Raw genomic sequence first — 23,022 nt, 5'->3', positions numbered from 1 at the left:
CGCGCGGCGCCCCCGGCGCACACATACGGCGGCCGCCCGGCACGGATGCCGGGCGGCCGCCGCCGTGCGAGCGCCTCAGCGGGCGAACACCCCGGCCTGGGAGGCGAGGTCCAGGAAGTACTGCGGGGCCACGCCCAGCACCAGTGTGACCGCCACACCGACGGCGATCGCCGTGGTGGTCAGCGGGCTCGGCACCGCGACCGACGGCCCCTCCACCTTCGGCTCGCTGAAGAACATCAGGACGATGACGCGGATGTAGAAGAACGCCGCGATGGCCGAGGCGATCACGCCCACGACCACCAGCGCCCCCGCGCCGCCCTCCGCCGCCGCCTTGAACACCGCGAACTTGCCCGCGAACCCGGAGGTCAGCGGGATACCCGCGAAGGCCAGCAGGAAGACCGCGAAGACCGCGGCCACCAGCGGTGAACGGCGCCCCAGACCGGCCCACTTGGACAGGTGCGTGGCCTCGCCGCCCGCGTCCCGCACCAGCGTCACCACGGCGAAGGCGCCGAGCGTGACGAAGGAGTAGGCCGCCAGGTAGAACAGCACCGACGAGATGCCGGAGGGCGTCGCCGCGATCACACCGGCGAGGATGAAGCCGGCGTGCGCGATCGAGGAGTACGCCAGCAGCCGCTTGACGTCGGTCTGTGTGATGGCGATGACCGCGCCGGCCAGCATCGACACGATCGCGACCCCCCACAGCACCGGCCGCCAGTCCCAGGTGAGCCCGGGCAGCACGACGTACAGCAGCCGCAGCAGGGCGCCGAAGGCGGCGACCTTGGTGGCGGCGGCCATGAAGCCGGTCACGGGGGTCGGGGCGCCCTGGTAGACGTCCGGCGTCCACATGTGGAACGGCACGGCGCCGACCTTGAACAGCAGGCCCATCACCAGCAGCGCGCCGCCGACGAGCAGCAGTACGTCGTTGCCCGTCGTCCCGGCGAGCGCCTCGGTCGTGCCGCGGTTGGTGTCCGCGATCACCGAGGCGATGTCCGCGTACTTCACGCTGCCCGCGTAGCCGTACAGCAGGGCGATGCCGAAGAGCAGGAAGGCGGAGGAGAAGGCGCCCAGCAGGAAGTACTTGAGCGCGGCCTCCTGCGACATCAGCCGCTTGCGGCGGGCCAGCGCGCACAGCACGTACAGCGGCAGCGAGAAGACCTCCAGCGCGATGAAGAGCGTCAGCAGGTCGTTGGCGGCCGGGAAGACCAGCATGCCGCCGACCGCGAAGAGCAGCAGCGGGTAGACCTCGGTGGTGGTGAAGCCGGCCCGCACCGCCGCCTTCTCGCCCTCGCCGCCGGGCACCGCCGCGCCCTCGGCCGCGAAGGAGTCCACGTGCCTGCCGTGCGCCCGCGGGTCGAGCCTGCGCTCGGCGAAGGTGAGCAGCGCGACCAGCGAGACCAGCAGGATCACGCCCTGCAGGAAGAGCGCCGGTCCGTCGACGGCGAGGGCGCCCATGGCGACCAGCCCCGCCTCGGTGGTGGCCCTTCCGGCCGCGGCCAGCCCGACGACGGCCGCGAAGGCCGACGCCAGGGCCAGGCCCGCCAGCAGCGCCTGGGCGGTGTACCGCGCCCGGCGCGGCACGAACGCCTCGATCAGGACGCCGACGACGGCGGCGCCGATGACGATCAGCACCGGGGCGAGCTGCCCGTACTCGATGTCGGGCGCGGGCATCATCTCCTGCGCCCGCAGGGTGAGTTCCGTGGTGGTGCTCACTTGGCGGCCTCCACCTCAGGATCGGGGTCGGTCTTCTGCACGTCCGAGAGGGTGTGCTCGACCGCCGGGTTGACGATGTCCGTCAGCGGCTTGGGGAAGACGCCGAGGAGGACCAGCAGGGCGATCAGCGGTGCCACCACCGCCAGTTCGCGCTTCCTCAGGTCGGGCATGCGCTCGACCCCGGGCCGGACCGGCCCGGTCATGGTGCGCTGGTAGAGCACCAGCACGTACAGCGCGGCCAGGACGATGCCGAACGTGGCGACGATCCCGGCGGCCGGATAGCGGGTGAACGTCCCCACCAGCACCAGGAACTCGCTGACGAACGGCGCGAGCCCCGGCAGCGACAGGGTGGCGAGCCCGCCGATCAGGAAGGTGCCGGCCAGCACCGGGGCGACCTTCTGCACCCCGCCGTAGTCGGCGATGAGCCGGGAACCGCGGCGCGAGATCAGGAAGCCGGCGACCAGCATCAGGGCGGCGGTGGAGATCCCGTGGTTGACCATGTAGAGCGTCGCGCCGCCCTGGCCCTGGCTGGTCATCGCGAAGATGCCCAGGACGATGAAGCCGAAGTGGGAGATCGACGCGTAGGCGATCAGCCGCTTGATGTCGCGCTGCCCGATGGCGAGCAGGGCGCCGTAGATGATGCTGACCAGCGCCAGCGCCAGCACCACCGGGGTGGCCCAGGCGCTGGCCTCGGGGAAGAGCCCGAGGCAGAAGCGGAGCATCGCGAAGGTGCCGACCTTGTCGACGACCGCCGTGATGAGCACGGCGACCGGTGCGGTGGACTCGCCCATGGCGTTGGGCAGCCAGGTGTGCAGCGGCCACAGCGGCGCCTTGACCGCGAAGGCGAGGAAGAAACCGAGGAACAGCAGCCGCTCGGTGTTCTGCGCCATCGCCAGCTCGCCGGAGGCGCGGGCCTCGACGATCGCCTGGAGGGAAAAGGTGCCCTCGCCCAGCTGGTCGGCGGTGACGGCGTACAGACCGATCACCGCGGCCAGCATGACCAGGCCGCCGGCGAGGTTGTAGAGCAGGAACTTCACGGCCGCGTAGGAGCGCTGTTTGGCCGCCTCGCCCTCGTCGCGGGCGCCCGCCCGGTCCCCGAAGCCCCCGATGAGGAAGTACATCGGGATGAGCATGGCCTCGAAGAAGACGTAGAAGAGGAAGACGTCCGTGGCCGCGAAGGAGATGATCACCATCGCCTCGACGGCCAGGATCAGCGCGAAGAACCCCTGGGTGGGCCGCCACCGGCGGTCTGGCGCCGCCTCTTCCAGGGGGTCGGCGTCGTGCCAGCCCGCCAGGACGACGAACGGGATCAGCAGGGCGGTCAGCGCGATCAGGGCGACCCCGATGCCGTCCACGCCCAGTTCGTAGCGGACGCCGAAGTCGGCGATCCAGGTGTGCGACTCGGTCAGTTGGTAGCGGTCGCCGCCGGGGTCGAAGCGGAAGGCCACGACCGCGGCGAGGACCAGGGTGGCCAGGGAGACGGCCAGCGCCAGCCACTTGGCGGCGGTGCGCCGGGCCGCGGGTACGGCGGCGGTGGCGACCGCGCCGATCGCGGGCAGCGCGGCCACCGCCGTCAGCAGGGGAAATGACATGGGATCAGACCGCCCTCATCAGCAGGGTCGCGGCGACCAGGACCGCCGCACCGCCGAGCATCGAGACCGCGTAACTGCGGGCGTAACCGTTCTGGATCCGCCGCGACCGGCCGGACAGGCCGCCGACCGCCGCGGCGGTGCCGTTGACGGCGCCGTCGACGACCTTGTGGTCGAGGTAGACCAGGCCGCGGGTGAGGTACTCGCCGGGCTTGACCAGTACCACGTGGTTGAAGTCGTCCTGGAGCAGGTCGCGGCGCGCGGCCCGGGTGAGCAGCGAGCCGCGCGGGGCGACGGCGGGCACGGGCTTGCGCCCGTACTGCAGCCAGGCGGCGCCTACACCGATGAGCAGGGCCACGACCGTGGCCGCGGTGACGGTGAGCGCGCTGACCGGCGGGTGGCCGTGCTCGAAGGGGACGACCGGCTCCAGCCAGTGGACGAACGCCTCGCCCCAGCTGAACAGGCCGCCGGCGAAGACCGATCCGAAGGCCAGGACGATCATCGGGACCGTCATCGACTTCGGGGACTCGTGCGGGTGCGGCACCTCGTACTCGCCCCCGGTCTCGGCCGCCGGCTCCACGCCCGGCTCCTTCGGCGACGGGGTGGGCGCATTGCGCCAGCGCTCCTCGCCGAAGAAGGTCATCAGCATCACGCGCGTCATGTAGAACGCGGTGATGGCCGCGCCCAGCAGGGCGGCGCCGCCCAGGATCCAGCCCTCGGTGCCGCCCTTGGCGAAGGCCGCCTCGATGATCTTGTCCTTGGAGAAGAAGCCGGACAGACCGGGGAAGCCGATGATCGCCAGGTAGCCGAGCCCGAAGGTGGCGAAGGTGATCGGCATGTACTTGCGCAGACCGCCGTAGCGGCGCATGTCCACCTCGTCGTTCATGCCGTGCATCACCGAGCCGGCGCCGAGGAAGAGCCCGGCCTTGAAGAAGCCGTGGGTGACCAGGTGCATGATCGCGAAGGCGTACCCGATCGGACCGAGGCCCGCGGCCAGCACCATGTAGCCGATCTGCGACATGGTCGAGCCCGCCAGGGCCTTCTTGATGTCGTCCTTGGCGCAACCGACGATCGCACCGAACAGCAGCGTGACCGCGCCGACGGTGACCACCGCGGTCTGCGCGGCGGGCGCGGCGTCGAAGATCGCGCCGGAGCGGACGATCAGGTAGACGCCGGCGGTGACCATCGTCGCGGCGTGGATGAGGGCGGAGACCGGGGTCGGGCCCTCCATCGCGTCGCCCAGCCAGGACTGGAGCGGCACCTGGGCGGACTTGCCGCAGGCCGCCAGCAGCAGCATCAGGCCGATGGCCGTCGCCGTGCCCTCGCTCGTCTCGCCCACCGACTCCAGCACCGGGGAGAAGGCGAAGGTGCCGAAGGTGGTGAACATGATCATGATGGCGATGGACAGGCCGATGTCGCCGACGCGGTTGACGATGAACGCCTTCTTGGCCGCCGTCGCCGCGCTGGGCTTGTGCTGCCAGAAGCCGATCAGCAGGTACGAGGCGAGGCCCACGCCCTCCCACCCAGCGTACAGCAGCAGGTAGTTGTCGGCCAGGACGAGCAGGAGCATCGCCGCGAGGAACAGGTTGAGGTAGCCGAAGAAGCGGCGCCGCCGCTCGTCGTGCTCCATGTAGCCGATCGAGTAGACGTGGATGAGCGTGCCCACGCCGGTGATCAGCAGGACGAAGGTCATCGACAGCTGGTCGAGCCGGAAGGCCAGGTCGGCCTGGAATCCGCCGACCGGGATCCAGCTGAAGACGTGCTGGCCCATGGTGCGGTCCCCGGCCTCGCGGCCGAGCATGTCGGCGAAGAGCACCGCGCCGAGGAGGAAGGACGCGGCGGCCAGCGCCGTGCCGATCCAGTGGCCGGTGCGGTCCAGCCTCCGGCCGCCGCACAGCAGCACCGCCGCGCCCAGCAGCGGCGCCGCGACGAGCAGTCCGATCAAAGTCTCCACTGTTCGCTACCCCTTACAGCTTCATCAGACTGGCGTCGTCGACCGAGGCCGAGTGGCGGGAGCGGAAGATCGTCACGATGATCGCCAGTCCGACCACGACCTCGGCGGCGGCGACGACCATCGTGAAGAACGCGATGATCTGGCCGTCGAGGTTGCCGTGCAGCCGGGAGAAGGCGACGAGCGCGAGGTTGGCCGCGTTCAGCATCAGCTCGACGCTCATGAACACGACGATCGCGTTGCGCCGCAGCAGTACCCCGCTGGCCCCGATGGTGAACAGCAGCGCGGCCAGGTAGAGGTAGTTGACCGGGTTCACTTCGCGGCCTCCCTGTCACGGTCTGCGTCGCGGTCCCCGTCGCGGTCGCGGTCCGCCGCGTCCGGGGAGTCGTCCGAGACGTCCTTGCGTACGTCCGCCGCGTCGCGCACGTCCCGGCCGCCGCCCTCGCCCCGGCCCAGGTACTCCCCGGTGCGGCGCTCCAGCGCCGCCAGGTCTGACAGGGCCTTGCGGGAGACGTCCCGGACCTGGCCGCGGGAGCGCAGCGTGTCGCTGACGGTGAGTTCGGAGGGTGTGCCGTCCGGCAGCAGACCGGGGATGTCCACGGCGTTGTGCCGGGCGTACACGCCGGGTGCGGGCAGCGGCGGAAGGTGCTTGCCCTCGCGGACGCGCTTCTCGGCGAGTTCGCGCTGGGTGTCGCGGCGCTCGGTGCGCTCGCGGTGGGTGAGCACCATGGCTGCGACGGCCGCGGTGACCAGGAGCGCGCCGGTGATCTCGAAGGCGAACACGTAATCGGTGAAGATCGACCGGGCCAGGCCCTGGACGTTGCCGCCCGCGTTGGCCTCGGCCAGGCCGGTGAAGGTGCCGACGGAGGCGTTGCCGATGCCGCCGACCAGCAGGATGCCGAAGCCGAGCCCGCACAGGGCGGCCATCCAGCGCTGGCCCTTGATGGTCTCCTTCAGCGAGTCGGCGGCGGTGACGCCGACGAGCATCAGCACGAACAGGAAGAGCATCATGACCGCGCCGGTGTAGACGACGATCTGCACGATGCCCAGGAAATAGGCGCCGTTGGCCAGGTAGAACACGGCCAGGACGATCATCGTCCCGGCCAGGCAGAGCGCCGAGTGCACCGACCGCTTCATCAGCACGGTCCCGAGCGCGCCCAGCACCGCGACGGTGCCCAGGATCCAGAACTGCACCGCCTCGCCGGTGGAGGTGGTGGAGGCGGCGGCCAGCAGGGTGCCGTTCACTTCTCGCTCACCGCCTCGGAGGCCGGCTCGTCGGGGCCGAAGGTGTCGGCCGCGGCCTGCGGGGGCTCGTTCTTCGGGTTCCTGGAGTGGGCCTCCTGCCGGACCGTCCCCGGAGCGGCCTCGGTGACCAGCCCCCGGTAGTAGTCCTTCTCGGTCATGCCCGGGAAGATCGCGTGCGGGGTGTCGACCATGCCCTCCTCCAGCCCGGCGAGCAGCTCCTCCTTGGTGTAGATGAGCGACTCGCGGCTCCGGTCGGCCAGTTCGTACTCGTTGGTCATGGTCAGCGCCCGGGTGGGACACGCCTCGACGCACAGGCCGCACAGGATGCAGCGCAGGTAGTTGATCTGGTAGACGCGCCCGTAGCGCTCACCGGGCGAGTAGCGCTCCTCGTCGGTGTTGTCCGCGCCCTCCACGTAGATCGCGTCGGCCGGGCAGGCCCAGGCGCACAGCTCGCAGCCGATGCACTTCTCCAGCCCGTCCGGGTGCCGGTTGAGCTGGTGCCGGCCGTGGAAGCGCGGCGCGGTGGGCTTCTTCTGCTCGGGGTACTGCTCGGTGAGCCGCTTCTTGAACATGGCCTTGAAGGTCACGCCGAAGCCGGCCACCGGGTTCTCGAACTCAGGCATCCTCGGCCTCCCTGGCCTTGCCGGTCTCGCTGGACTCGCCGTCCGCGCCGGCCCCCACGCCCGCGGTCTCCCGCTCGCGGCGCGGCCGCCGGCGCGGTACGGGCGGCAGGGTCTGGCCCGGCAGCGGCGGTACGGGGTAGCCGCCCGCCATCGGGTCGAAGGTCTCGTCTCCGGCCGCCTTTTCGGCCTCCTCCTTCTCCCCGGCGCGCTCGCCGCGTTCGCGGACGGCGTCGTAGACGAAGGACAGCAGGAGCAGCACCAGCGCCGCGCCGGCGACCCAGAGCACGATGTCGCCGAACTCGTAGCCCTCGTTGCGCAGCGCCCGCACGGTGGCCACCAGCATCAGCCAGGCCAGCGAGACGGGGATGAGGACCTTCCAGCCCAGCCGCATGAACTGGTCGTAGCGCACGCGCGGGAGCGTGCCGCGCAGCCAGACGAAGAGGAACAGCAGCAGGTTCACCTTGACGACGAACCACAGCAGCGGCCACCAGCCGTGGTTGGCGCCCTCCCAGTAGGTGCTGATCGGCGCCGGGGCGCGCCAGCCGCCCAGGAAGAGGGTGACCGCCAGGGCCGAGACGGTGACCATGTGGACGTACTCGGCGAGCATGAAGAACGCGAACTTGATCGACGAGTACTCGGTGTTGAAACCGCCGACCAGATCGCCCTCGGACTCGGGCATGTCGAAGGGCGCGCGGTGCGCCTCGCCGACCATCGCCACCATGTAGATGAGGAACGACACCGGCAGCAGCAGCGCGAACCAGGTGTCGGCCTGCGCACCGACGATCGTCGAGGTGGACATCGACCCGGAGTAGAGGAAGACCGCCGCGAAGCTCAGGCCCATGGCGACCTCGTAGGAGATCACCTGGGCCGTGGCGCGCACACCGCCCAGCAGCGGGTAGGTGGAACCCGAGGACCAGCCGGCCAGCACCGTGCCGTAGGCGGCGATGGAGGCGGTGGCCAGGATGTACAGGATCGCCACCGGCAGGTCGGTGAGCTGCATCGCGGTGCGGGTGCCGAAGATCGACACCTCGTTGCCGGGCGGGCCGAAGGGGATCACCGCGATGGCCATGAAGGCGGGGATCGCGCCGATGATGGGGGCCAGGATGTAGACGGCCTTGTCGGCCGCCTTGACGTTGACGTCCTCCTTCAGCATCAGCTTGACGCCGTCGGCCAGCGACTGGAGCATCCCCCAGGGGCCGTGCCGGTTGGGGCCGATGCGCAGCTGCATCCAGGCGACGACCTTGCGCTCCATGACGATGGAGATCAGCACGGTCACCATCAGGAAGGCGAAGCAGAACACCGCCTTGAGGCCGATCAGCCACCAGGGATCGGTGCCGAACATCGACAGGTCCTCCTCGGCGAGGACCGTCGTCCCCGTGGCCAGGACGGACGGGCTCATCACGCCTCCACCCCCTTCGTCTCCTCCGGGCCCGCGGCGGTCGCACCGGTGGTCGCACCGGCGGCCGGGGCCGCCGACAGCTTCACGAGCCGGCCGGGCACGGTGCCCAGGCCGTCCAGGACGCCGCCCCCCGTGGAGTTCAGCGGCAGCCAGACCACGCGGTCGGGCATCTCGGTGATCTCCAGCGGCAGGGTGACCGTCCCGGCCGGGCCGGTCACGGTCAGCGCCTGGCCGCCCGCGACCTTGACCTCGGCGGCCGTGGCGGCCGACAGCCGGGCGACGGCGGCGTGCCGGGTGCCGGCCAGCGCCTCGTCGCCGTCCTGGAGCCGGCCCCGGTCGAGCAGCAGCCGGTGGCCGGCGAGCACGGCCTCGCCCGCGGCGGGCCGCGGGACCTGCCGGGTGCCGGCCTCCGGCGCGTCCGCGCGGGGACCGTCCCAGACGCCCAGGCGCCGCATCTCGGCGCGGACGGTGCGTACGTCCGGCAGCCCGAGGTGGACGTCGAGGGCGTCGGCGAGCATGTGCAGCACCCGGTGGTCGGACTGGACGAGCCGGCGGGTCATCTGGTCGGGCTTGATGGCGGCCTCGAACGGCCGCGAGCGGCCCTCCCAGTTGAGGAAGGAGCCGGCCTTCTCCACGACCGCGGCGACGGGCAGGACCACGTCGGCCCGCTCGGTGACCTCCGAGGGCCGCTGCTCCAGGCTGACGACGAAACCGGCCTCGTCCAGCGCCCGGCGGGCCAGCTCCGGGTCGGGCAGGTCGGCGACCTCCACGCCCCCGACCAGCAGGGCCGCGAGTTCGCCGCCGGCCGCGGCCTCGACGATCTGTCCGGTGTCGCGGCCGAAGCGGACCGGCAGCTGCGCCACGCCCCAGACGGCGGCCGTCTCGGCGCGGGCGTCCGGGTCGGTGGCCGGGCGTCCGCCGGGCAGCAGCGTCGGGAGCGCTCCGGCCTCGACCGCGCCCCGCTCGCCGGCCCGGCGCGGGATCCACACCAGGCGGGCGCCGGTGGCGGTGGCCGTCCGCAGGGCGGCGGTGAAGCCGCCGGGCACGGCGGCCAGCCGCTCCCCGGCGATGATCACCGACCCCTCGGCGCGCAGCGCCTCGGCGGCCTTCTGCCCGGTCTCGTCGAGTCCGACGCCGCCGGCCAGCGCGTCCAGCCACTCGGTCTCGGTGTGCGGAGCGGCCGGCAGCAGGGTGCCGCCGGCCTTCTCCAGCCCGCGGGTGGCGTGGGTGGCCAGGGAGAAGACGCGCTGCCCGTGCTTGCGGTACGCCTTGCGCAGCCGCAGGAAGACGCCGGGGGCCTCCTCCTCGGACTCGAAGCCGACCAGCAGCACGGCCGGGGCCTTCTCCAGCGCGGTGTGGGTGACGCCGCTTCCGTCGGCGTCCAGTCCGCGTCCGGCGACGTGGGAGGCGAGGAAGTCGGCCTCCTCGGTGCTGTGGACGCGGGCGCGGAAGTCGATGTCGTTGGTGTCGAGGGCGACCCGCGCGAACTTGGCGTACGCGTAGGCGTCCTCGACCGTCAGCCGTCCGCCGGCGAGGACGCCGGTGCGGCCGCGGGCCGCCGCCAGTCCCCTGGCCGCGGCGTCCAGCGCCTCGGGCCAGCTCGCGGGCTCCAGCTCACCGGTCTCGGCGTTGCGCAGCAGCGGGTGGGTGAGCCGGTCGCGCTGCTGGGCGTAGCGGAAGGCGAAGCGGCCCTTGTCGCAGATCCACTCCTCGTTGACCTCCGGGTCGTCGGCGGCCAGCCGCCGCATGACCTTGCCGCGCCGGTGGTCGGTGCGGGTGGCGCAGCCCGTGGAGCAGTGCTCGCACACGCTCGGCGAGGAGACCAGGTCGAAGGGGCGGGAGCGGAACCGGTAGGCGGCCGAGGTGAGCGCGCCGACCGGGCAGATCTGGATGGTGTTGCCGGAGAAGTAGGACTCGAAGGGCGGCCCCTCGCCGGTGCCGACCTGCTGCAGGGCGCCGCGCTCCAGCAGTTCGATCATCGGGTCGCCCGCGATCTGGTTGGAGAAGCGGGTGCAGCGGGCGCACAGCACGCAGCGCTCGCGGTCCAGCAGCACCTGGGCCGACAGCGGCACGGGCTTGGCGAAGGTGCGCTTGCGGCCGTCGAAGCGGCTGTCGGCCTGCCCGTGGGACATGGCCTGGTTCTGCAGCGGGCACTCGCCGCCCTTGTCGCAGACCGGGCAGTCCAGCGGGTGGTTGATGAGCAGCAGCTCCATCACGCCGCGCTGGGCCTTCTCGGCCACCGGCGAGGTCAGGTGCGTCTTGACCACCATGCCGTCGGTGCAGGTGATCGTGCAGGAGGCCATGGGCTTGCGCTGGCCCTCGACCTCGACGATGCACTGGCGGCAGGCCCCGGCCGGGTCCAGCAGGGGGTGGTCGCAGAAACGCGGGATCTCGATGCCGAGCAGTTCGGCGGCGCGGATGACCAGGGTGCCCTTGGGCACGCTGACCTCGATGCCGTCGATCGTCAGCGTCACCGCGTCCTCGGGAGCCTCGGGCGGCTTGGCCTCTCCGCCTCCGGAGGCCTTGGCGTCGGTGGTGACGGTCACGCGTTCACCTCCAGGTGTGCGGTCCTGTCGTCGGCCCACAGGGTCGACTTGGCCGGGTCGAAGGGGCAGCCCCGCCCGGTGACGTGCTGTTCGTACTCCTCGCGGAAGTACTTCAGGGAGGAGAAGATCGGGCTGGCGGCTCCGTCGCCGAGGGCGCAGAAGGCCTTGCCGTTGATGTTGTCGGCGATGTCGGCGATCTTGTCGAGGTCGGACATGGCCGCCTTGCCGGCCTCGATGTCGCGCATGAGCTGGACGAGCCAGTACGTGCCCTCGCGGCAGGGGGTGCACTTGCCGCAGGACTCGTGGGCGTAGAACTCCGTCCAGCGGGTCACCGCGCGGACCACGCAGGTGGTCTCGTCGAAGCACTGGAGCGCCTTGGTGCCGAGCATCGACCCGGCGGCGCCGACCCCCTCGTAGTCCAGGGGTACGTCGAGGTGCTCGTCGGTCAGCAGCGGGGTCGAGGAGCCGCCCGGGGTCCAGAACTTCAGCCGGTGGCCGGGGCGCATGCCGCCGCTCATCTCCAGCAGCTGGCGCAGCGTGATGCCCAGCGGCGCCTCGTACTGGCCGGGGGCGGCGACGTGGCCGCTGAGGGAGTACAGCGTGAAGCCCGGGGACTTCTCGCTGCCCATCGTGCGGAACCACTCCTTGCCCCGGTTCATGATCGCGGGAACCGAGGCGATGGACTCGACGTTGTTGACGACGGTGGGACACGCGTACAGGCCCGCGACGGCCGGGAAGGGGGGACGCAGCCTGGGCTGGCCGCGCCGGCCCTCCAGGGAGTCCAGCAGGGCGGTCTCCTCGCCGCAGATGTAGGCGCCCGCGCCCGCGTGCACGGTGATGTCCACGTCCAGGCCGGAGCCGAGGACGTCCTTGCCGAGGTAGCCGGCCTCGTAGGCCTGGCGGACCGCGGCGTGCAGGCGCCGCAGCACGGGGACGACCTCACCGCGCAGGTAGATGAAGGCGTGGTTGGAGCGGATCGCGTGGCAGGCGATCACGATGCCCTCGATCAGCGCGTGCGGGTTGGCGAAGAGGAGGGGGATGTCCTTGCAGGTGCCCGGCTCGGACTCGTCGGCGTTGACCACCAGGTAGTGTGGCTTGCCGTCGCCCTGGGGGATGAACTGCCACTTCATGCCGGTGGGGAAGCCCGCGCCGCCGCGGCCGCGCAGACCGGACTCCTTGACGTAGGCGATGACGTCGTCGGGTTTCATCGCCAGGGCCTTGCGCAGGCCCTCGTAGCCCTCGTGCGCCCGGTAGGTGTCCAGCGTCCAGGACGTCGGGTCGTCCCAGAAGGCCGAGAGCACCGGGGCCAGCAGCTTCTCCGCTGATTCGGCGGTCATCACTTGCCCTCCTTCGCCACCGGACCGGCCGGGTTGTCGGGGTCGGAGGCGGCCGTCCTGCGCGGCGCGTCGTGGGAGCTGGGGTGGGGCTGGGGCGCCTCGCCGGTCTCGGTGACGGGCTGCCCGGCCGACGCGGCCCCCTCCCCGCCGCGCGGCGAGACCACCTTCGGGCCGGCCTTCTCTCCCTTGGCCAGCTTCAGTCCGGCCAGCGAGGCCGGGCCCGCGCTGCCGCTCGCCTCGACGGCGCCGGGCCGCTCGTCGGGGAATCCGGCGAGGATGCGGGCGGTCTCCTTGAAGGTGCACAGCGGGGCGCCGCGGGTGGGCCGCACCTCGCGCCCGGCGCGCAGGTCGTCCACGAGCTTCCTGGCGCTCTCGGGCGTCTGGTTGTCGAAGAACTCCCAGTTGACCATCACCACGGGGGCGAAGTCGCAGGCCGCGTTGCACTCGATGTGCTCCAGCGTCACCTTGCCGTCCTCGGTGGTCTCGTCGTTGCCGACGCCGAGGTGTTCCTGGAGCGCCTCGAAGATGGCGTCGCCGCCCATCACCGCGCACAGGGTGTTGGTGCACACCCCCACCTGGTAGTCGCCCGAGGGCTTGCGCCGGTACATGGTGTAGAAGGTGGCCACCGCCGAGACCTCGGCCGTGGTCAGGTCGAGCATCTCGGCGCAGAACCGCAGCCCGGTGGGGGTGACGTGCCCCTCCTCGGACTGCACCAGGTGCAGCATCGGCAGCAGCGCGGAGCGGCTGCCGGGGTAGCGGGCGATGATCTCCCTGGCGTCCGCCTCCAGCCGGGCGCGGACGTCGGCCGGGTAGTCGGGTGCGGGGAGCTGGGGCATCCCGAGCGATACGTCTGTCACCGGTCGACGCCTCCCATCACGGGGTCGATGGACGCGACGGCGACGATGACGTCGGCGACCTGGCCGCCCTCGCACATCGCCGCCATGGTCTGCAGGTTGGTGAAGGACGGGTCCCGGAAGTGGACCCGGAACGGGCGGGTGCCACCGTCGCTGACCACGTGCACGCCCAGCTCGCCCTTGGCGGACTCCACCGCGGCGTACGCCTGGCCCGGCGGCACCCGGAAGCCCTCGGTCACCAGCTTGAAGTGGTGGATGAGGGCCTCCATCGAGGTGCCCATGATGTTCCTGATGTGGTCCAGCGAGTTGCCGAGCCCGTCCGGGCCGAGCGCGAGCTGCGCGGGCCAGGCGATCTTCTTGTCGCCGACCATCACCGGGCCGGGCTCCAGCCGGTCCAGGCACTGCTCGACGATCCGCAGCGACTGGCGCATCTCCTCCAGCCGGATCAGGAAGCGGCCGTAGGAGTCGCAGGTGGTGTCGGTGGGGACGTCGAAGTCGTAGGTCTCGTAGCCGCAGTACGGCTGGGCCTTGCGCAGGTCGTGCGGGAGTCCGGTGGAGCGCAGGATCGGGCCGGTGGCGCCGAGCGCCATGCAGCCGGCCAGGTCCAGGTAGCCGACGTCCTTCAGGCGCGCCTTGAAGACGGGGTTGCCGGTGCAGAGCTTGTCGTACTCCGGCAGGTTCTTCCGCATCTTCTTCACGAACTCGCGGACCTGGTCGACCGCTCCGGCCGGCAGGTCCTGGGCGAGGCCGCCGGGCCGGATGTAGGCGTGGTTCATCCGCAGGCCGGTGATGAGCTCGAAGAGGTCCAGGACCAGTTCACGGTCCCGGAAGCCGTAGATCATCACCGTGGTGGCGCCCAGCTCCATGCCTCCGGTGGCGATGGCCACCAGGTGGGAGGAGATCCGGTTGAGCTCCATCATCATCACGCGGATGACGTCGGCGCGCTCGGGCACCTGGTCCTCGATGCCCAGCAGCCTCTCCACCGCCAGGCAGTACGCCGTCTCGTTGAAGAACGGCGTGAGGTAGTCCATGCGCGTCACGAAGGTCGTGCCCTGCGTCCAGGTGCGGTACTCGAGGTTCTTCTCGATACCGGTGTGCAGGTAGCCGATGCCGCAGCGGGCCTCGGTGACCGTCTCGCCGTCGATCTCCAGGATGAGCCGGAGCACGCCGTGCGTGGACGGGTGCTGCGGGCCCATGTTGACGATGATCTTCTCGTCGTCGCCCCTGGCCGCGGCGGTGGCGATCTCGTCCCAGTCGCCGCCGGTGACGGTGTAGACGGTGCCCTCGGTGGTCTCGCGGGTGCCGGCCTGCGAGGCGGTGGGGTCCGTCGCGTGCGGGGTTGCGTGCGAGGTGCTCATCAGCTGTACGACCTCCGCTGGTCGGGAGCCGGGATCTGGGCGCCCTTGTACTCGACGGGGATGCCGCCGAGGGGGTAGTCCTTGCGCTGCGGGAAGCCCTGCCAGTCGTCGGGCATCATGATCCGCGTGAGCGCGGGATGGCCGTCGAAGACGATGCCGAAGAAGTCGTACGTCTCGCGCTCGTGCCAGTCGTTGGTCGGGTAGACGGAGACGATCGACGGGATGTGCGGATCGCCGTCGGGCACGCTCACCTCCAGCCGGATCAGCCGGTTGTGGGTGATCGAGCGCAGGTGGTAGACGGCGTGCAGTTCGCGCTCGGAGTCGCCGGGGAAGTGGACACCGCTGACGCCGGTGCACATCTCGAAGCGGAGCGCGGGGTCGTCGCGCAGGACGCGGGCCACCACCGGCAGGTGGTCGCGGGCGATGTGGAAGGTGATCTCGCCGCGGTCCACGACCGTCTTCTCGATCACCTCCTCCGGCACCAGGCCCTGCTCCTCGAGCGCGCCCTCCAGTTCGTCGGCCACCTCGTCGAACCACCCGCCGTACGGCCGGGACGACGCGCCCGGCAGCCGGACGGTGCGCACCAGTCCGCCGTAGCCGGAGGTGTCGCCGCCCTCCTTGGCGCCGAACATGCCCCGGCGGACGTCGATCACCTCGCCCGTCCCGCCGCGCGGCGACGGGACGGCGCCGTTGCCGTTCGCCTCTGCCTCGCTCATCGGAGCAGCCCCTTCATCTCGATCGTCGGAAGCGCCTTGAGCGCCGCCTCCTCCGCCTCGCGGGCGGCCTGCTCCCGGTTGACCCCGAGCTTCCCCTCCTGGATCTTCTGGTGGAGCTTGAGGATCGCGTCCAGCAGCATCTCGGGGCGCGGCGGGCAGCCGGGCAGGTAGATGTCGACCGGCACGATGTGGTCGACGCCCTGCACGATCGCGTAGTTGTTGAACATGCCGCCCGAGGAGGCGCACACCCCCATGGAGATGACCCACTTGGGATTCGGCATCTGGTCGTAGACCTGCCGCAGGACCGGGGCCATCTTCTGGCTGACCCGGCCGGCCACGATCATCAGGTCCGCCTGCCTCGGCGAGCCGCGGAAGACCTCCATCCCGAATCGGGCGAGGTCGTAGCGGCCGGCGCCGGTGGTCATCATCTCGATGGCGCAGCAGGCCAGTCCGAAGGTCGCCGGGAAGACCGACGACTTGCGCACCCAGCCCGCGGCCTGCTCGACGGTGGTCAGCAGGAAACCGCTCGGCAGTTTCTCTTCGATACCCATGTGTACGCCCCTAGTCCCATTCCAGGCCGCCGCGCCGCCAGACGTAGGCGTAGGCGACGAAGACGGTGAGCACGAAGAGCAGCATCTCCACGAGCCCGAACAGCCCCAGGACGTCGAAGGTGACGGCCCAGGGGTAGAGGAAGACGATCTCGATGTCGAAGACGATGAAGAGCATCGCCGTCAGGTAGTACTTGATCGGGAAGCGCCCGCCCCCCGCTGCCTGCGGGGTGGGCTCGATGCCGCACTCGTATGCCTCGAGCTTGGCCCTGTTGTAGCGCTTGGGGCCGACGATCGAGGCCATGACCACGGAGAAGACAGCGAAGGCTGCCCCGAGCGCTCCCAGTACGAGGATGGGCGCGTAGACGTTCACCGCTCCTCGCTCCTTCCAGTCGACGACGCTGCCGGCGGGCCGTTGCGGGCCGTTTTCGGACCGGTGTTCCGTTCACGAAGATCGTGCGTATGTGAGGCAGTTCACAAGCCCGAGTCGACTGCATCCTATGCCCGACCTTCTGTGATCTGCGACACGGGGTGCGGCAACAAGTTTGTGATCTCCACCACCTGACGAATGATCATGAAGCCGGATGGACGGCGATCTTCACACGTGAAGCGGCCGACTGATCACCACACGTGACATTCCGATGCGTCTTCGCTGGTCGGAGGGGGTGCGCCCTATCAAGAGATGCCCACTACAAGCAAATTTGCCCTGGACGTCCGAACTCGCTAGACGGCGCGGAGCGGGACCTCGGGAGGACCTCGGCCGGAGCCGGGGCCGGCCACCCGGACCCGCCTTCGCGATCTCCCGGAAGGCCTGCGCGGCAAGATCGTGAATCCGTGCTCAATCTGTGACCTCCACCACGCCCGGCCCTCGCGGCGCGGGCCCGTCTTTGCGCACGGAGCGCCGCCCGTGCTAGGCGTGCGGATCGAAGTGGATCAATCGGACAATGTCATGGTCACGGCCCCTTAACGGGGCAATGATCAACTTCCGGGAGAGGCCTCCGGAGTGCCCCGCTCCGCTCAAAGTGGGCGCGTACACGCCGAGTGTGGCGTAACACACCTTTGTTGAACGGAACCTCCCACGGCTGATAGCCGTGGTGACATGTCCCAGACCGCCCACATACCCAGCCACCGGAAACCCCGTCGAGCCGGCAGGAACCCCCTGCTGCGCACGGGCGTTGCCGGTGGCGTCCTCAGCACTCTCGCGGTGACCGCCGCGGCCGCCCCCTCCTCCGCCGAGGAGCGGAAGACGGTCGCCGACACCGCCGAGATGCCCGTGATCGTCCCCGACGCGGCCACCGGTGCCCTGCGGGCCGCCGACGCCAACCGGACGGTCGCGACCCGGTACGAGACCGAGGCCGCGCGGACCCTGGCCGCCGAGCAGGCCATGGAGCGGGCCGGAGAACTGGCCGAGAAGAAGAAGGCCGAGGCCGAGCGCAGGGCGGCGGAGGCCGCCGAAGCCGCCGAGGCCGAGCGCGCCGCCCGGGAGCGCGCGGCGCGCGACTCCCGGCGCACCACTCTCGGCGCCGCCCCCGCCGGGACCGCCGCCCCCGCCACGTCCGCGCCGGTCGGCAGCGGCAACGTGGCGACCCTGGTGGGCTTCCTGCGCGCGCAGGTCGGCAAGGCGTACGTCATGGGCGCCACCGGACCGAGCGCCTACGACTGCTCCAGCCTCACCCAGGCCGCCTTCCGCCAGATCGGGGTCAGCCTCCCGCGGACCTCGCAGCCGCAGTCCACGGCGGGCACCCAGGTCTCCCTGAGCAGCGTGCGGCCGGGCGACATCCTCTACTGGGGCAGCGCCGGCAACGCGTACCACGTCGCCGTCTACATCGGGAACGGCCGCTTCATCGGCGCCCAGAACCCCTCCACCGGCGTCGTCGAGCGCGACATGAGCTACGACATGCCGACGGGCGCGGTGCGCGTGCTCTGACGCCGCGCGGCGCGCGTACGGCACGTACACGGACACGCACACGGCGAAGGGCCGTCCGGAGAACCGGACGGCCCTTCGCCGACTCCTGGCCCGTCCCCGCGCCCCGCGCGCGGGCGGCCCGCTACGCGCGCGGGGCGACCTTCGTCAGCCCGTTGATGATCCGGTCCATCGCGTCGCCGCCCGTCGGATCCGTCAGGTTCGCCAGCAGCTTCAGCGTGAAGCGCATCAGCATCGGGTGGGTCAGACCGCGCTCGGCCGCCAGCCTCATGACCTTGGGGTTGCCGATCAGCTTCACGAAGGCGCGACCCAGCGTGTAGTAGCCGCCGTAGGTGTCCTTGAGGACCCTCGGGTAGCGCCGCAGCACCAGCTCCCGCTGGGCCGGGCTCCGCCGGGCGTGGGCCTGGACGATGACGTCGGCCGCGATCTGCCCGGACTCCATGGCGTACGCGATGCCCTCCCCGTTGAACGGGTTGACCATGCCGCCCGCGTCACCGACCAGCAGCAGCCCCCGCGTGTAGTGCGGCTGGCGGTTGAAGGCCATCGGCAGGGCCGCGCCGCGGATCGGGCCGGTCATGTTCTCGGGCGTGTACCCCCACTCCTCGGGCATCGAGGCGCACCACGCCTTGAGGACCTCGCGCCAGTCCAGCTCCTTGAAGGACGAGGAGGTGTTGAGCACGCCCAGACCGACGTTGGAGGTGCCGTCGCCCATCCCGAAGACCCAGCCGTAGCCGGGCAGCAGCCGGTCCTCCGCCCCCCGCCGGTCCCACAGTTCCAGCCAGGACTCCAGGTAGTCGTCGTCGTGGCGCGGCGAGGTGAAGTACGTGCGCACGGCCACGCCCATCGGACGGTCCTCGCGCCGGTGCAGGCCCATCGCCAGCGACAGTCGCGTGGAGTTGCCGTCCGCGGCGACCACCAGCGGGGCCCGGAAGGAGACCGGCGTCCTGTCCTCGCCCAGCTTCGCCTCCACACCGGTGATCCGGCCCGTGCGCCCGTCGGTGATCGGCGCACCGACGTTGCACCGCTCGTACAGCCGCGCCCCGGCCTTCTCGGCCTGCCGGGCGAGCTGCTCGTCGAAGTCGTCGCGCCTGCGGACCAGTCCGTAGTCCGGGTAGCTCGCCAGCTCCGGCCAGTCGAGCTGGAGCCGGGTGCCGCCGGCGATGATCCGCAGGCCCTTGTTGCGCAGCCAGCCCGCCTCCTCGGAGACGTCGATCCCCATCGCCACGAGCTGCTTGACCGCGCGCGGGGTCAGCCCGTCGCCGCAGACCTTCTCCCGGGGGAAGGCAGTCTTCTCCAGCAGCAGGACGTCGAGCCCGGAGCGGGCCAGGTGGTAGGCGGTGGTGGACCCGGCGGGGCCGGCCCCGACCACGATCACATCGGCGCTGTGCTCGGAGGCTGCCTTCGAGGGGGACTCGGTCACGACGGACTCCCGCAAGACTCGGTATTCAACGTGCCGGTCGCGCCGGGCACTGGACGGATGCAGTCTATGCAGGGGCCCTGGGCCCGCCGGAGAAGGGATGCGCGGGCGAACTCCCGCTCCCCGTGACCGGTCGCCCTGTCCGCCCGCCCCGGACCGCTCCCGGTCCTACGGGGCGAACCCCCGGTGCAGGGCGACGATCCCGCCCGTCAGATCGCGCCAGGCGACCTTCTCCCAGCCCGCGTCCTGGAGCCTGCGGGCCAGACCCGGCTGGTCGGGCCAGGCGCGGATGGACTCGGCGAGGTAGACGTAGGCGTCCGGGTTGCTGGACACGGCCTCCGCCACGGGCGGCAGGGCCCGCATCAGGTACTCGGTGTAGACCTTGCGGAAGGGCTCCCAGGTGGGGTGGCTGAACTCGCAGATCACCACCCGCCCTCCGGACTTGGTCACCCGCAGCATCTCGCGCAGCGCGGCGTCGGTGTCGTGGACGTTGCGCAGCCCGAAGGAGATGGTGACGGCGTCGAACGCGTCGTCGGCGAACGGCAGTCGGGTCGCGTCCCCGGCCGTGAACGGCATCCACGGCTCGCGCTTCTTGCCCTCCCGCAGCATCCCGAGGGAGAAGTCGCACGGCACCGTGTACGCCCCGGCGGTCGCGAACGGCACCGACGACGTGCCCGTCCCGGCCGCCAGGTCCAGCACCCGCTCCCCCGGCCGCGCGTCCACGGCGCGGGCGACCTCGCGCCGCCACAGCCGGGCCTGCCCGAGGGACAGCACGTCGTTGGTGATGTCGTACCGGGCCGCCACCTTGTCGAACATCGCGGCGACTTCGTTGGGCTGCTTGTCCAGGGATGCGCGCGTCATGTGCCCATACTCCCAGCCCCACCCCCCTGCCCCCGCCCCGGCTCCCCGGCGCGTGGACGCACAGAACTTCCGGGCATCGCCGTGAACCCGCCGGCCGGCACAGGGGCCAGGACCGCTCGGATCCGGCCGATCCTGCCGGGCCACGGCCCGATTCCTTTGCGGCGCCCCCGACGGGTGCGTTACACACTGCTTGCGTAAATGTCCTGACTGTCACCGTGGGGGGATCGTGTCGTTCGACGAAGAGTGGGCCCAGCTCGTGGCCAAGGCCACGCGCGAGCAGGCGGCCCGCACCCGTCTCAACACACTCGACGGGGACGGGGGTGGTGGGGGCACGACGAAGCTCCTCCACGTCACCCCGGGCGAGCTCACCAAACGCGCGGGGAAGACCGACACCATCCGCGGCAACTTCGCCGACGCGGACAACGCCGTCGTCAAGCAGACCGAGGAAGTCCCCGCCGGCCTCACCGGCTTCAGGTCCGCCACCGCGTTCACCACTTTCCTGGAGCGCTGGGAGGAGCAGACGAAGTATCTCCAAGGGCTGCTGGACAACGGAGTGGCCAAGCCCCTGCGCGCCGCGGCCGGCGAACTCCAGCAGGAGGACGGCGACCGGGCCAAGGTGATCGACGGTCTCAAGATGGAGGACGGGAAGGGCTCGGACAAGTGACATTGAGCTACAGCACGGTCAAGGACGCCGACCTCGCACCGCTGTCGGAGGCTGTGGCCAAGTGGCGGAATCTGCCGGGCAAGTTCACCACCATCGCCACCTCCTTCAAGACCGAGGTGTCCGGTGCCCTGCTCGCCTCCGACTGGGAAGGGGAGGCGGCGAAGGCCGCGTTCAAGAAGTTCGATCAAGTGCAGAAGCAGATGGGGAACGCCGCGGAGGAGGCCGGTGACGTCCACCGGCTGCTCGACAGCGCTCTGGAGAGCTTCCGCTCCGCCCAGAAACGACTCCGGAACGTCGCCGACGAGGTCTCCGAGGACAGGAACCTCAAGCTCTCCTCCACCGGGCTCGTATACCTGGACCCGGACGACAAGAAGAAACCCGAGCGGCTCGCCGTCCTCAAGCAGGCCTACGAGGACGTGATCCGCGGGTACAACGACCGCATCAAAGCGGCCCTCGAAGACGCCACCGGGGCGGACACCGCGCTGCACTGGGCGCTCTCCCAGGATCCCAACGGGCGCTCCCCCGGCTTCCACCCCGACATGTTCCGCAGCATCCGGGAGGCCCAGCAGGGGCAGGACCGGGCCCGCAAGGACGCCGACACACTCGTCAAGCTCACCTCTCTCGGTCCCGGCATCACCGACGAACAGCTCGAGCAGTTCAACCGCCTGGCCCGGAAGCACGAGGGCGACCCTTACTTCGCCGAACGGTTCGCCGTCAGAACGGGTCCCGAGGGCACTCTGCGCTTCTGGCAGGGCATCGCCGACGCCCGTCCGTCCAGCAGCACAGCGGAAAAAACTCTGGCCGGTATTCAGAAGTCGCTTTCCCACACTCTTGCCACTGCTTCACATTCCCAGAGCGAGGCCATGCGGGAGTGGAAGGAGAAGATGGTCGAACTCGGAAAAGAGCGCATCTATTTCACCCACTCGGGCGAGACGGCGAACCTCCCGAGCCAGGGGTCCTACGGGTTCTCCATCATGAGCAGCCTAATGCGTCACGGCGAGTACGAAACGGATTTTCTCAAAGAGTACGGCAATGAGCTCTACTATTTCGAGAAGGAACACAAAGGCAACCCCGAGGATCTCTGGCATGTCGATGATCACAAAGCCCGCCTCAATTTTGGCTCCGATAAAGGAAACGACCCCATGTCCGGTTACTTGGAGGCCCTCGGTCACAACCCGGAAGCTTCCAAGGCAATGTTCAACTCAGTGCCCTGGGCCGTAAACGGAAACCATGAAAACAACCTCAGCCCGTTCCTCAATTACCTGATGCGCGAACGTGAATGGATCCAAGACTCGACTGCAGGCGAAGAATCCCAAAAAGGATACGGGTACGGTGAACTTGGGCACGCTCTGGAGTCGGCGACCCTCGGCTTCCCTTACGATCGCCCCGATCTTGGCCTGAAGCGAGATGAAGCGACAGCAAATGTCATGAGTCAAGTTGTCGCAGTCGTCAGCACGGACGTGGGTTTTGCCTCTGACCGGCCCGGAGTGGGGGACAGCTTGGCAAGGATGGGAGCTGGCTACATCGACGACCTGAATTGGGCAGTCTCTGATTTCGGGGAAGCGGACTACGCAGAAGAGGCAAGGAACTCTGCCTTCCGTCATAGAGAAGGGGATGGCCACTTCAGCGTAAATGCCAGCACTGCCGAAAGGTTCCTCACTTCTGTTGGAAGAGTCGAAGGTGGCTACGAAATACTTGCGTCAGCTCAGCAGGAGTACGTTGCATCCCTGATGAGAGTGCAACCTGGGCCGACCGATGAGGCGAAACTGATCCTCGAATCAGGATCCAAGTTCAACGGAGTGATTGACGGTGCGCGAACCCTGGACATCTTGGGCACATATAAGGACAACAAGGAAGAGGCAGAGCGCAAGTTGACCGAGGCTGCGGAGTGGGAAAAATTTGCTGTTAGCCAGGGAATCGGATTGGGCGCCGGGCTTCTGACTCTTCCCTTTGGGGGACCTACCACTTCTGCAGCGGTTGCCTTCGCGGTTCCCGCCGTGGTGGAAGGGGTGGCGAGCGCCACAGAAACCCAATATGAGGTGTCCTTGAATCGCCAACTGGAAGAAAGGATGAAAAAATTCGAGGAAGAAAACAAAGTTGACGCTATGGAATTCTACGATCGCGGGAAAGTCCGGTCCGTGGATCCGCTCGATGCCTTCGTTGTCGCTCATGAAATCCAGCCAGGCAGCTCTTGGCTTCGGGAGATCAACCTCGAGGACAGGTACGACACTGGAAGGAACGACATTGCACCGCTATTCCAAAAATAACACGAGTTGCCGA

General features: G+C 69.9%; 19 protein-coding genes. 3 read left to right on the top strand and 16 right to left on the bottom strand.

Going from position 1 to position 23,022, the window contains the following annotated elements:
* Positions 1 to 75: 75 nt before the first annotated feature.
* Genes nuoN through ACW69E_RS09175 form a run of 14 tightly spaced genes read right to left on the bottom strand, consistent with a single transcriptional unit; the run spans position 76 to position 16,249 of the window.
* The gene (gene nuoN / locus ACW69E_RS09240; protein WP_457497796.1) at positions 76 to 1,671 is read right to left on the bottom strand and encodes an NADH-quinone oxidoreductase subunit NuoN; all 1,596 of its coding nucleotides are present in this window, start codon (positions 1,669 to 1,671) and stop codon (positions 76 to 78) included.
* Between the two features lie 35 nt (positions 1,672 to 1,706).
* Positions 1,707 to 3,302: an NADH-quinone oxidoreductase subunit M gene (locus ACW69E_RS09235; protein WP_457497690.1), complete on the bottom strand. Its 1,596-nt coding sequence runs from the start codon at positions 3,300 to 3,302 to the stop codon at positions 1,707 to 1,709.
* A gap of 4 nt (positions 3,303 to 3,306) precedes the next feature.
* Complete coding sequence (gene nuoL, locus ACW69E_RS09230) at positions 3,307 to 5,253, bottom strand: NADH-quinone oxidoreductase subunit L (protein ID WP_457497689.1); 1,947 nt, start codon at positions 5,251 to 5,253, stop codon at positions 3,307 to 3,309.
* Positions 5,254 to 5,266: 13 nt separating this feature from the next.
* Positions 5,267 to 5,566, bottom strand: coding sequence for an NADH-quinone oxidoreductase subunit NuoK (gene nuoK, locus ACW69E_RS09225; protein WP_093660472.1), 300 nt, complete (start codon positions 5,564 to 5,566; stop codon positions 5,267 to 5,269).
* A complete protein-coding gene (locus tag ACW69E_RS09220; protein WP_457497688.1) occupies positions 5,563 to 6,495 on the bottom strand; it encodes an NADH-quinone oxidoreductase subunit J in 933 nt (310 codons plus the stop codon). Before ACW69E_RS09220 ends, nuoK begins: the two co-directional genes overlap by 4 nt.
* On the bottom strand, positions 6,492 to 7,118 hold the full coding sequence (gene nuoI, locus ACW69E_RS09215; protein WP_457497687.1) for an NADH-quinone oxidoreductase subunit NuoI: 627 nt from the start codon (positions 7,116 to 7,118) through the stop codon (positions 6,492 to 6,494). Before nuoI ends, ACW69E_RS09220 begins: the two co-directional genes overlap by 4 nt.
* A complete protein-coding gene (gene nuoH / locus ACW69E_RS09210) occupies positions 7,111 to 8,517 on the bottom strand; it encodes an NADH-quinone oxidoreductase subunit NuoH (protein ID WP_457497686.1) in 1,407 nt (468 codons plus the stop codon). The genes nuoI and nuoH overlap by 8 nt, the downstream gene beginning before the upstream one ends.
* Complete coding sequence (locus ACW69E_RS09205; protein WP_457497685.1) at positions 8,517 to 11,063, bottom strand: NADH-quinone oxidoreductase subunit G; 2,547 nt, start codon at positions 11,061 to 11,063, stop codon at positions 8,517 to 8,519. The genes nuoH and ACW69E_RS09205 overlap by 1 nt, the downstream gene beginning before the upstream one ends.
* A complete protein-coding gene (gene nuoF / locus ACW69E_RS09200; protein ID WP_457497684.1) occupies positions 11,060 to 12,400 on the bottom strand; it encodes an NADH-quinone oxidoreductase subunit NuoF in 1,341 nt (446 codons plus the stop codon). The genes ACW69E_RS09205 and nuoF overlap by 4 nt, the downstream gene beginning before the upstream one ends.
* A complete protein-coding gene (gene nuoE, locus ACW69E_RS09195; RefSeq protein WP_457497795.1) occupies positions 12,400 to 13,236 on the bottom strand; it encodes an NADH-quinone oxidoreductase subunit NuoE in 837 nt (278 codons plus the stop codon). Before nuoE ends, nuoF begins: the two co-directional genes overlap by 1 nt.
* Positions 13,237 to 13,253: 17 nt before the next feature.
* On the bottom strand, positions 13,254 to 14,612 hold the full coding sequence (locus ACW69E_RS09190; RefSeq protein ID WP_457497683.1) for an NADH-quinone oxidoreductase subunit D: 1,359 nt from the start codon (positions 14,610 to 14,612) through the stop codon (positions 13,254 to 13,256).
* Positions 14,612 to 15,328 (bottom strand): NADH-quinone oxidoreductase subunit C, encoded by a 717-nt coding sequence (locus ACW69E_RS09185; protein ID WP_457497682.1) that lies wholly within the window; start codon positions 15,326 to 15,328, stop codon positions 14,612 to 14,614. The genes ACW69E_RS09190 and ACW69E_RS09185 overlap by 1 nt, the downstream gene beginning before the upstream one ends.
* Complete coding sequence (locus ACW69E_RS09180) at positions 15,325 to 15,879, bottom strand: NuoB/complex I 20 kDa subunit family protein (protein WP_457497681.1); 555 nt, start codon at positions 15,877 to 15,879, stop codon at positions 15,325 to 15,327. The genes ACW69E_RS09185 and ACW69E_RS09180 overlap by 4 nt, the downstream gene beginning before the upstream one ends.
* A gap of 10 nt (positions 15,880 to 15,889) precedes the next feature.
* Complete coding sequence (locus ACW69E_RS09175) at positions 15,890 to 16,249, bottom strand: NADH-quinone oxidoreductase subunit A (RefSeq protein ID WP_206348966.1); 360 nt, start codon at positions 16,247 to 16,249, stop codon at positions 15,890 to 15,892.
* A 726-nt stretch (positions 16,250 to 16,975) separates the two neighbouring features.
* Here ACW69E_RS09175 and ACW69E_RS09170 point away from each other — a divergent pair.
* Positions 16,976 to 17,803 (top strand): C40 family peptidase, encoded by an 828-nt coding sequence (locus tag ACW69E_RS09170; RefSeq protein WP_457497680.1) that lies wholly within the window; start codon positions 16,976 to 16,978, stop codon positions 17,801 to 17,803.
* A 121-nt stretch (positions 17,804 to 17,924) separates the two neighbouring features.
* Here ACW69E_RS09170 and ACW69E_RS09165 read toward each other — a convergent pair whose 3' ends face one another.
* Together ACW69E_RS09165 and ACW69E_RS09160 are read right to left on the bottom strand one after the other, a co-directional pair.
* The gene (locus ACW69E_RS09165; protein WP_457497679.1) at positions 17,925 to 19,220 is read right to left on the bottom strand and encodes a geranylgeranyl reductase family protein; all 1,296 of its coding nucleotides are present in this window, start codon (positions 19,218 to 19,220) and stop codon (positions 17,925 to 17,927) included.
* Between the two features lie 165 nt (positions 19,221 to 19,385).
* Positions 19,386 to 20,078 carry a demethylmenaquinone methyltransferase gene (locus ACW69E_RS09160; RefSeq protein ID WP_237877711.1) on the bottom strand — a complete coding sequence of 231 codons (693 nt, stop codon included), beginning with the start codon at positions 20,076 to 20,078 and terminating at the stop codon, positions 19,386 to 19,388.
* Positions 20,079 to 20,304: 226 nt separating this feature from the next.
* On the opposite strand from ACW69E_RS09160, the gene ACW69E_RS09155 reads away from it, so the two are divergent.
* Positions 20,305 to 20,742: a type VII secretion target gene (locus ACW69E_RS09155; RefSeq protein ID WP_457497678.1), complete on the top strand. Its 438-nt coding sequence runs from the start codon at positions 20,305 to 20,307 to the stop codon at positions 20,740 to 20,742.
* Positions 20,739 to 23,009 (top strand): hypothetical protein, encoded by a 2,271-nt coding sequence (locus ACW69E_RS09150; protein WP_457497677.1) that lies wholly within the window; start codon positions 20,739 to 20,741, stop codon positions 23,007 to 23,009. The genes ACW69E_RS09155 and ACW69E_RS09150 overlap by 4 nt, the downstream gene beginning before the upstream one ends.
* Positions 23,010 to 23,022: the final 13 nt, after the last annotated feature.

Source organism: Streptomyces sp. SS8, assembly GCF_054072955.1.
Note: the sequence above shows the minus strand (reverse complement) of the source record. Positions and strands in the feature narration are given on the sequence as shown.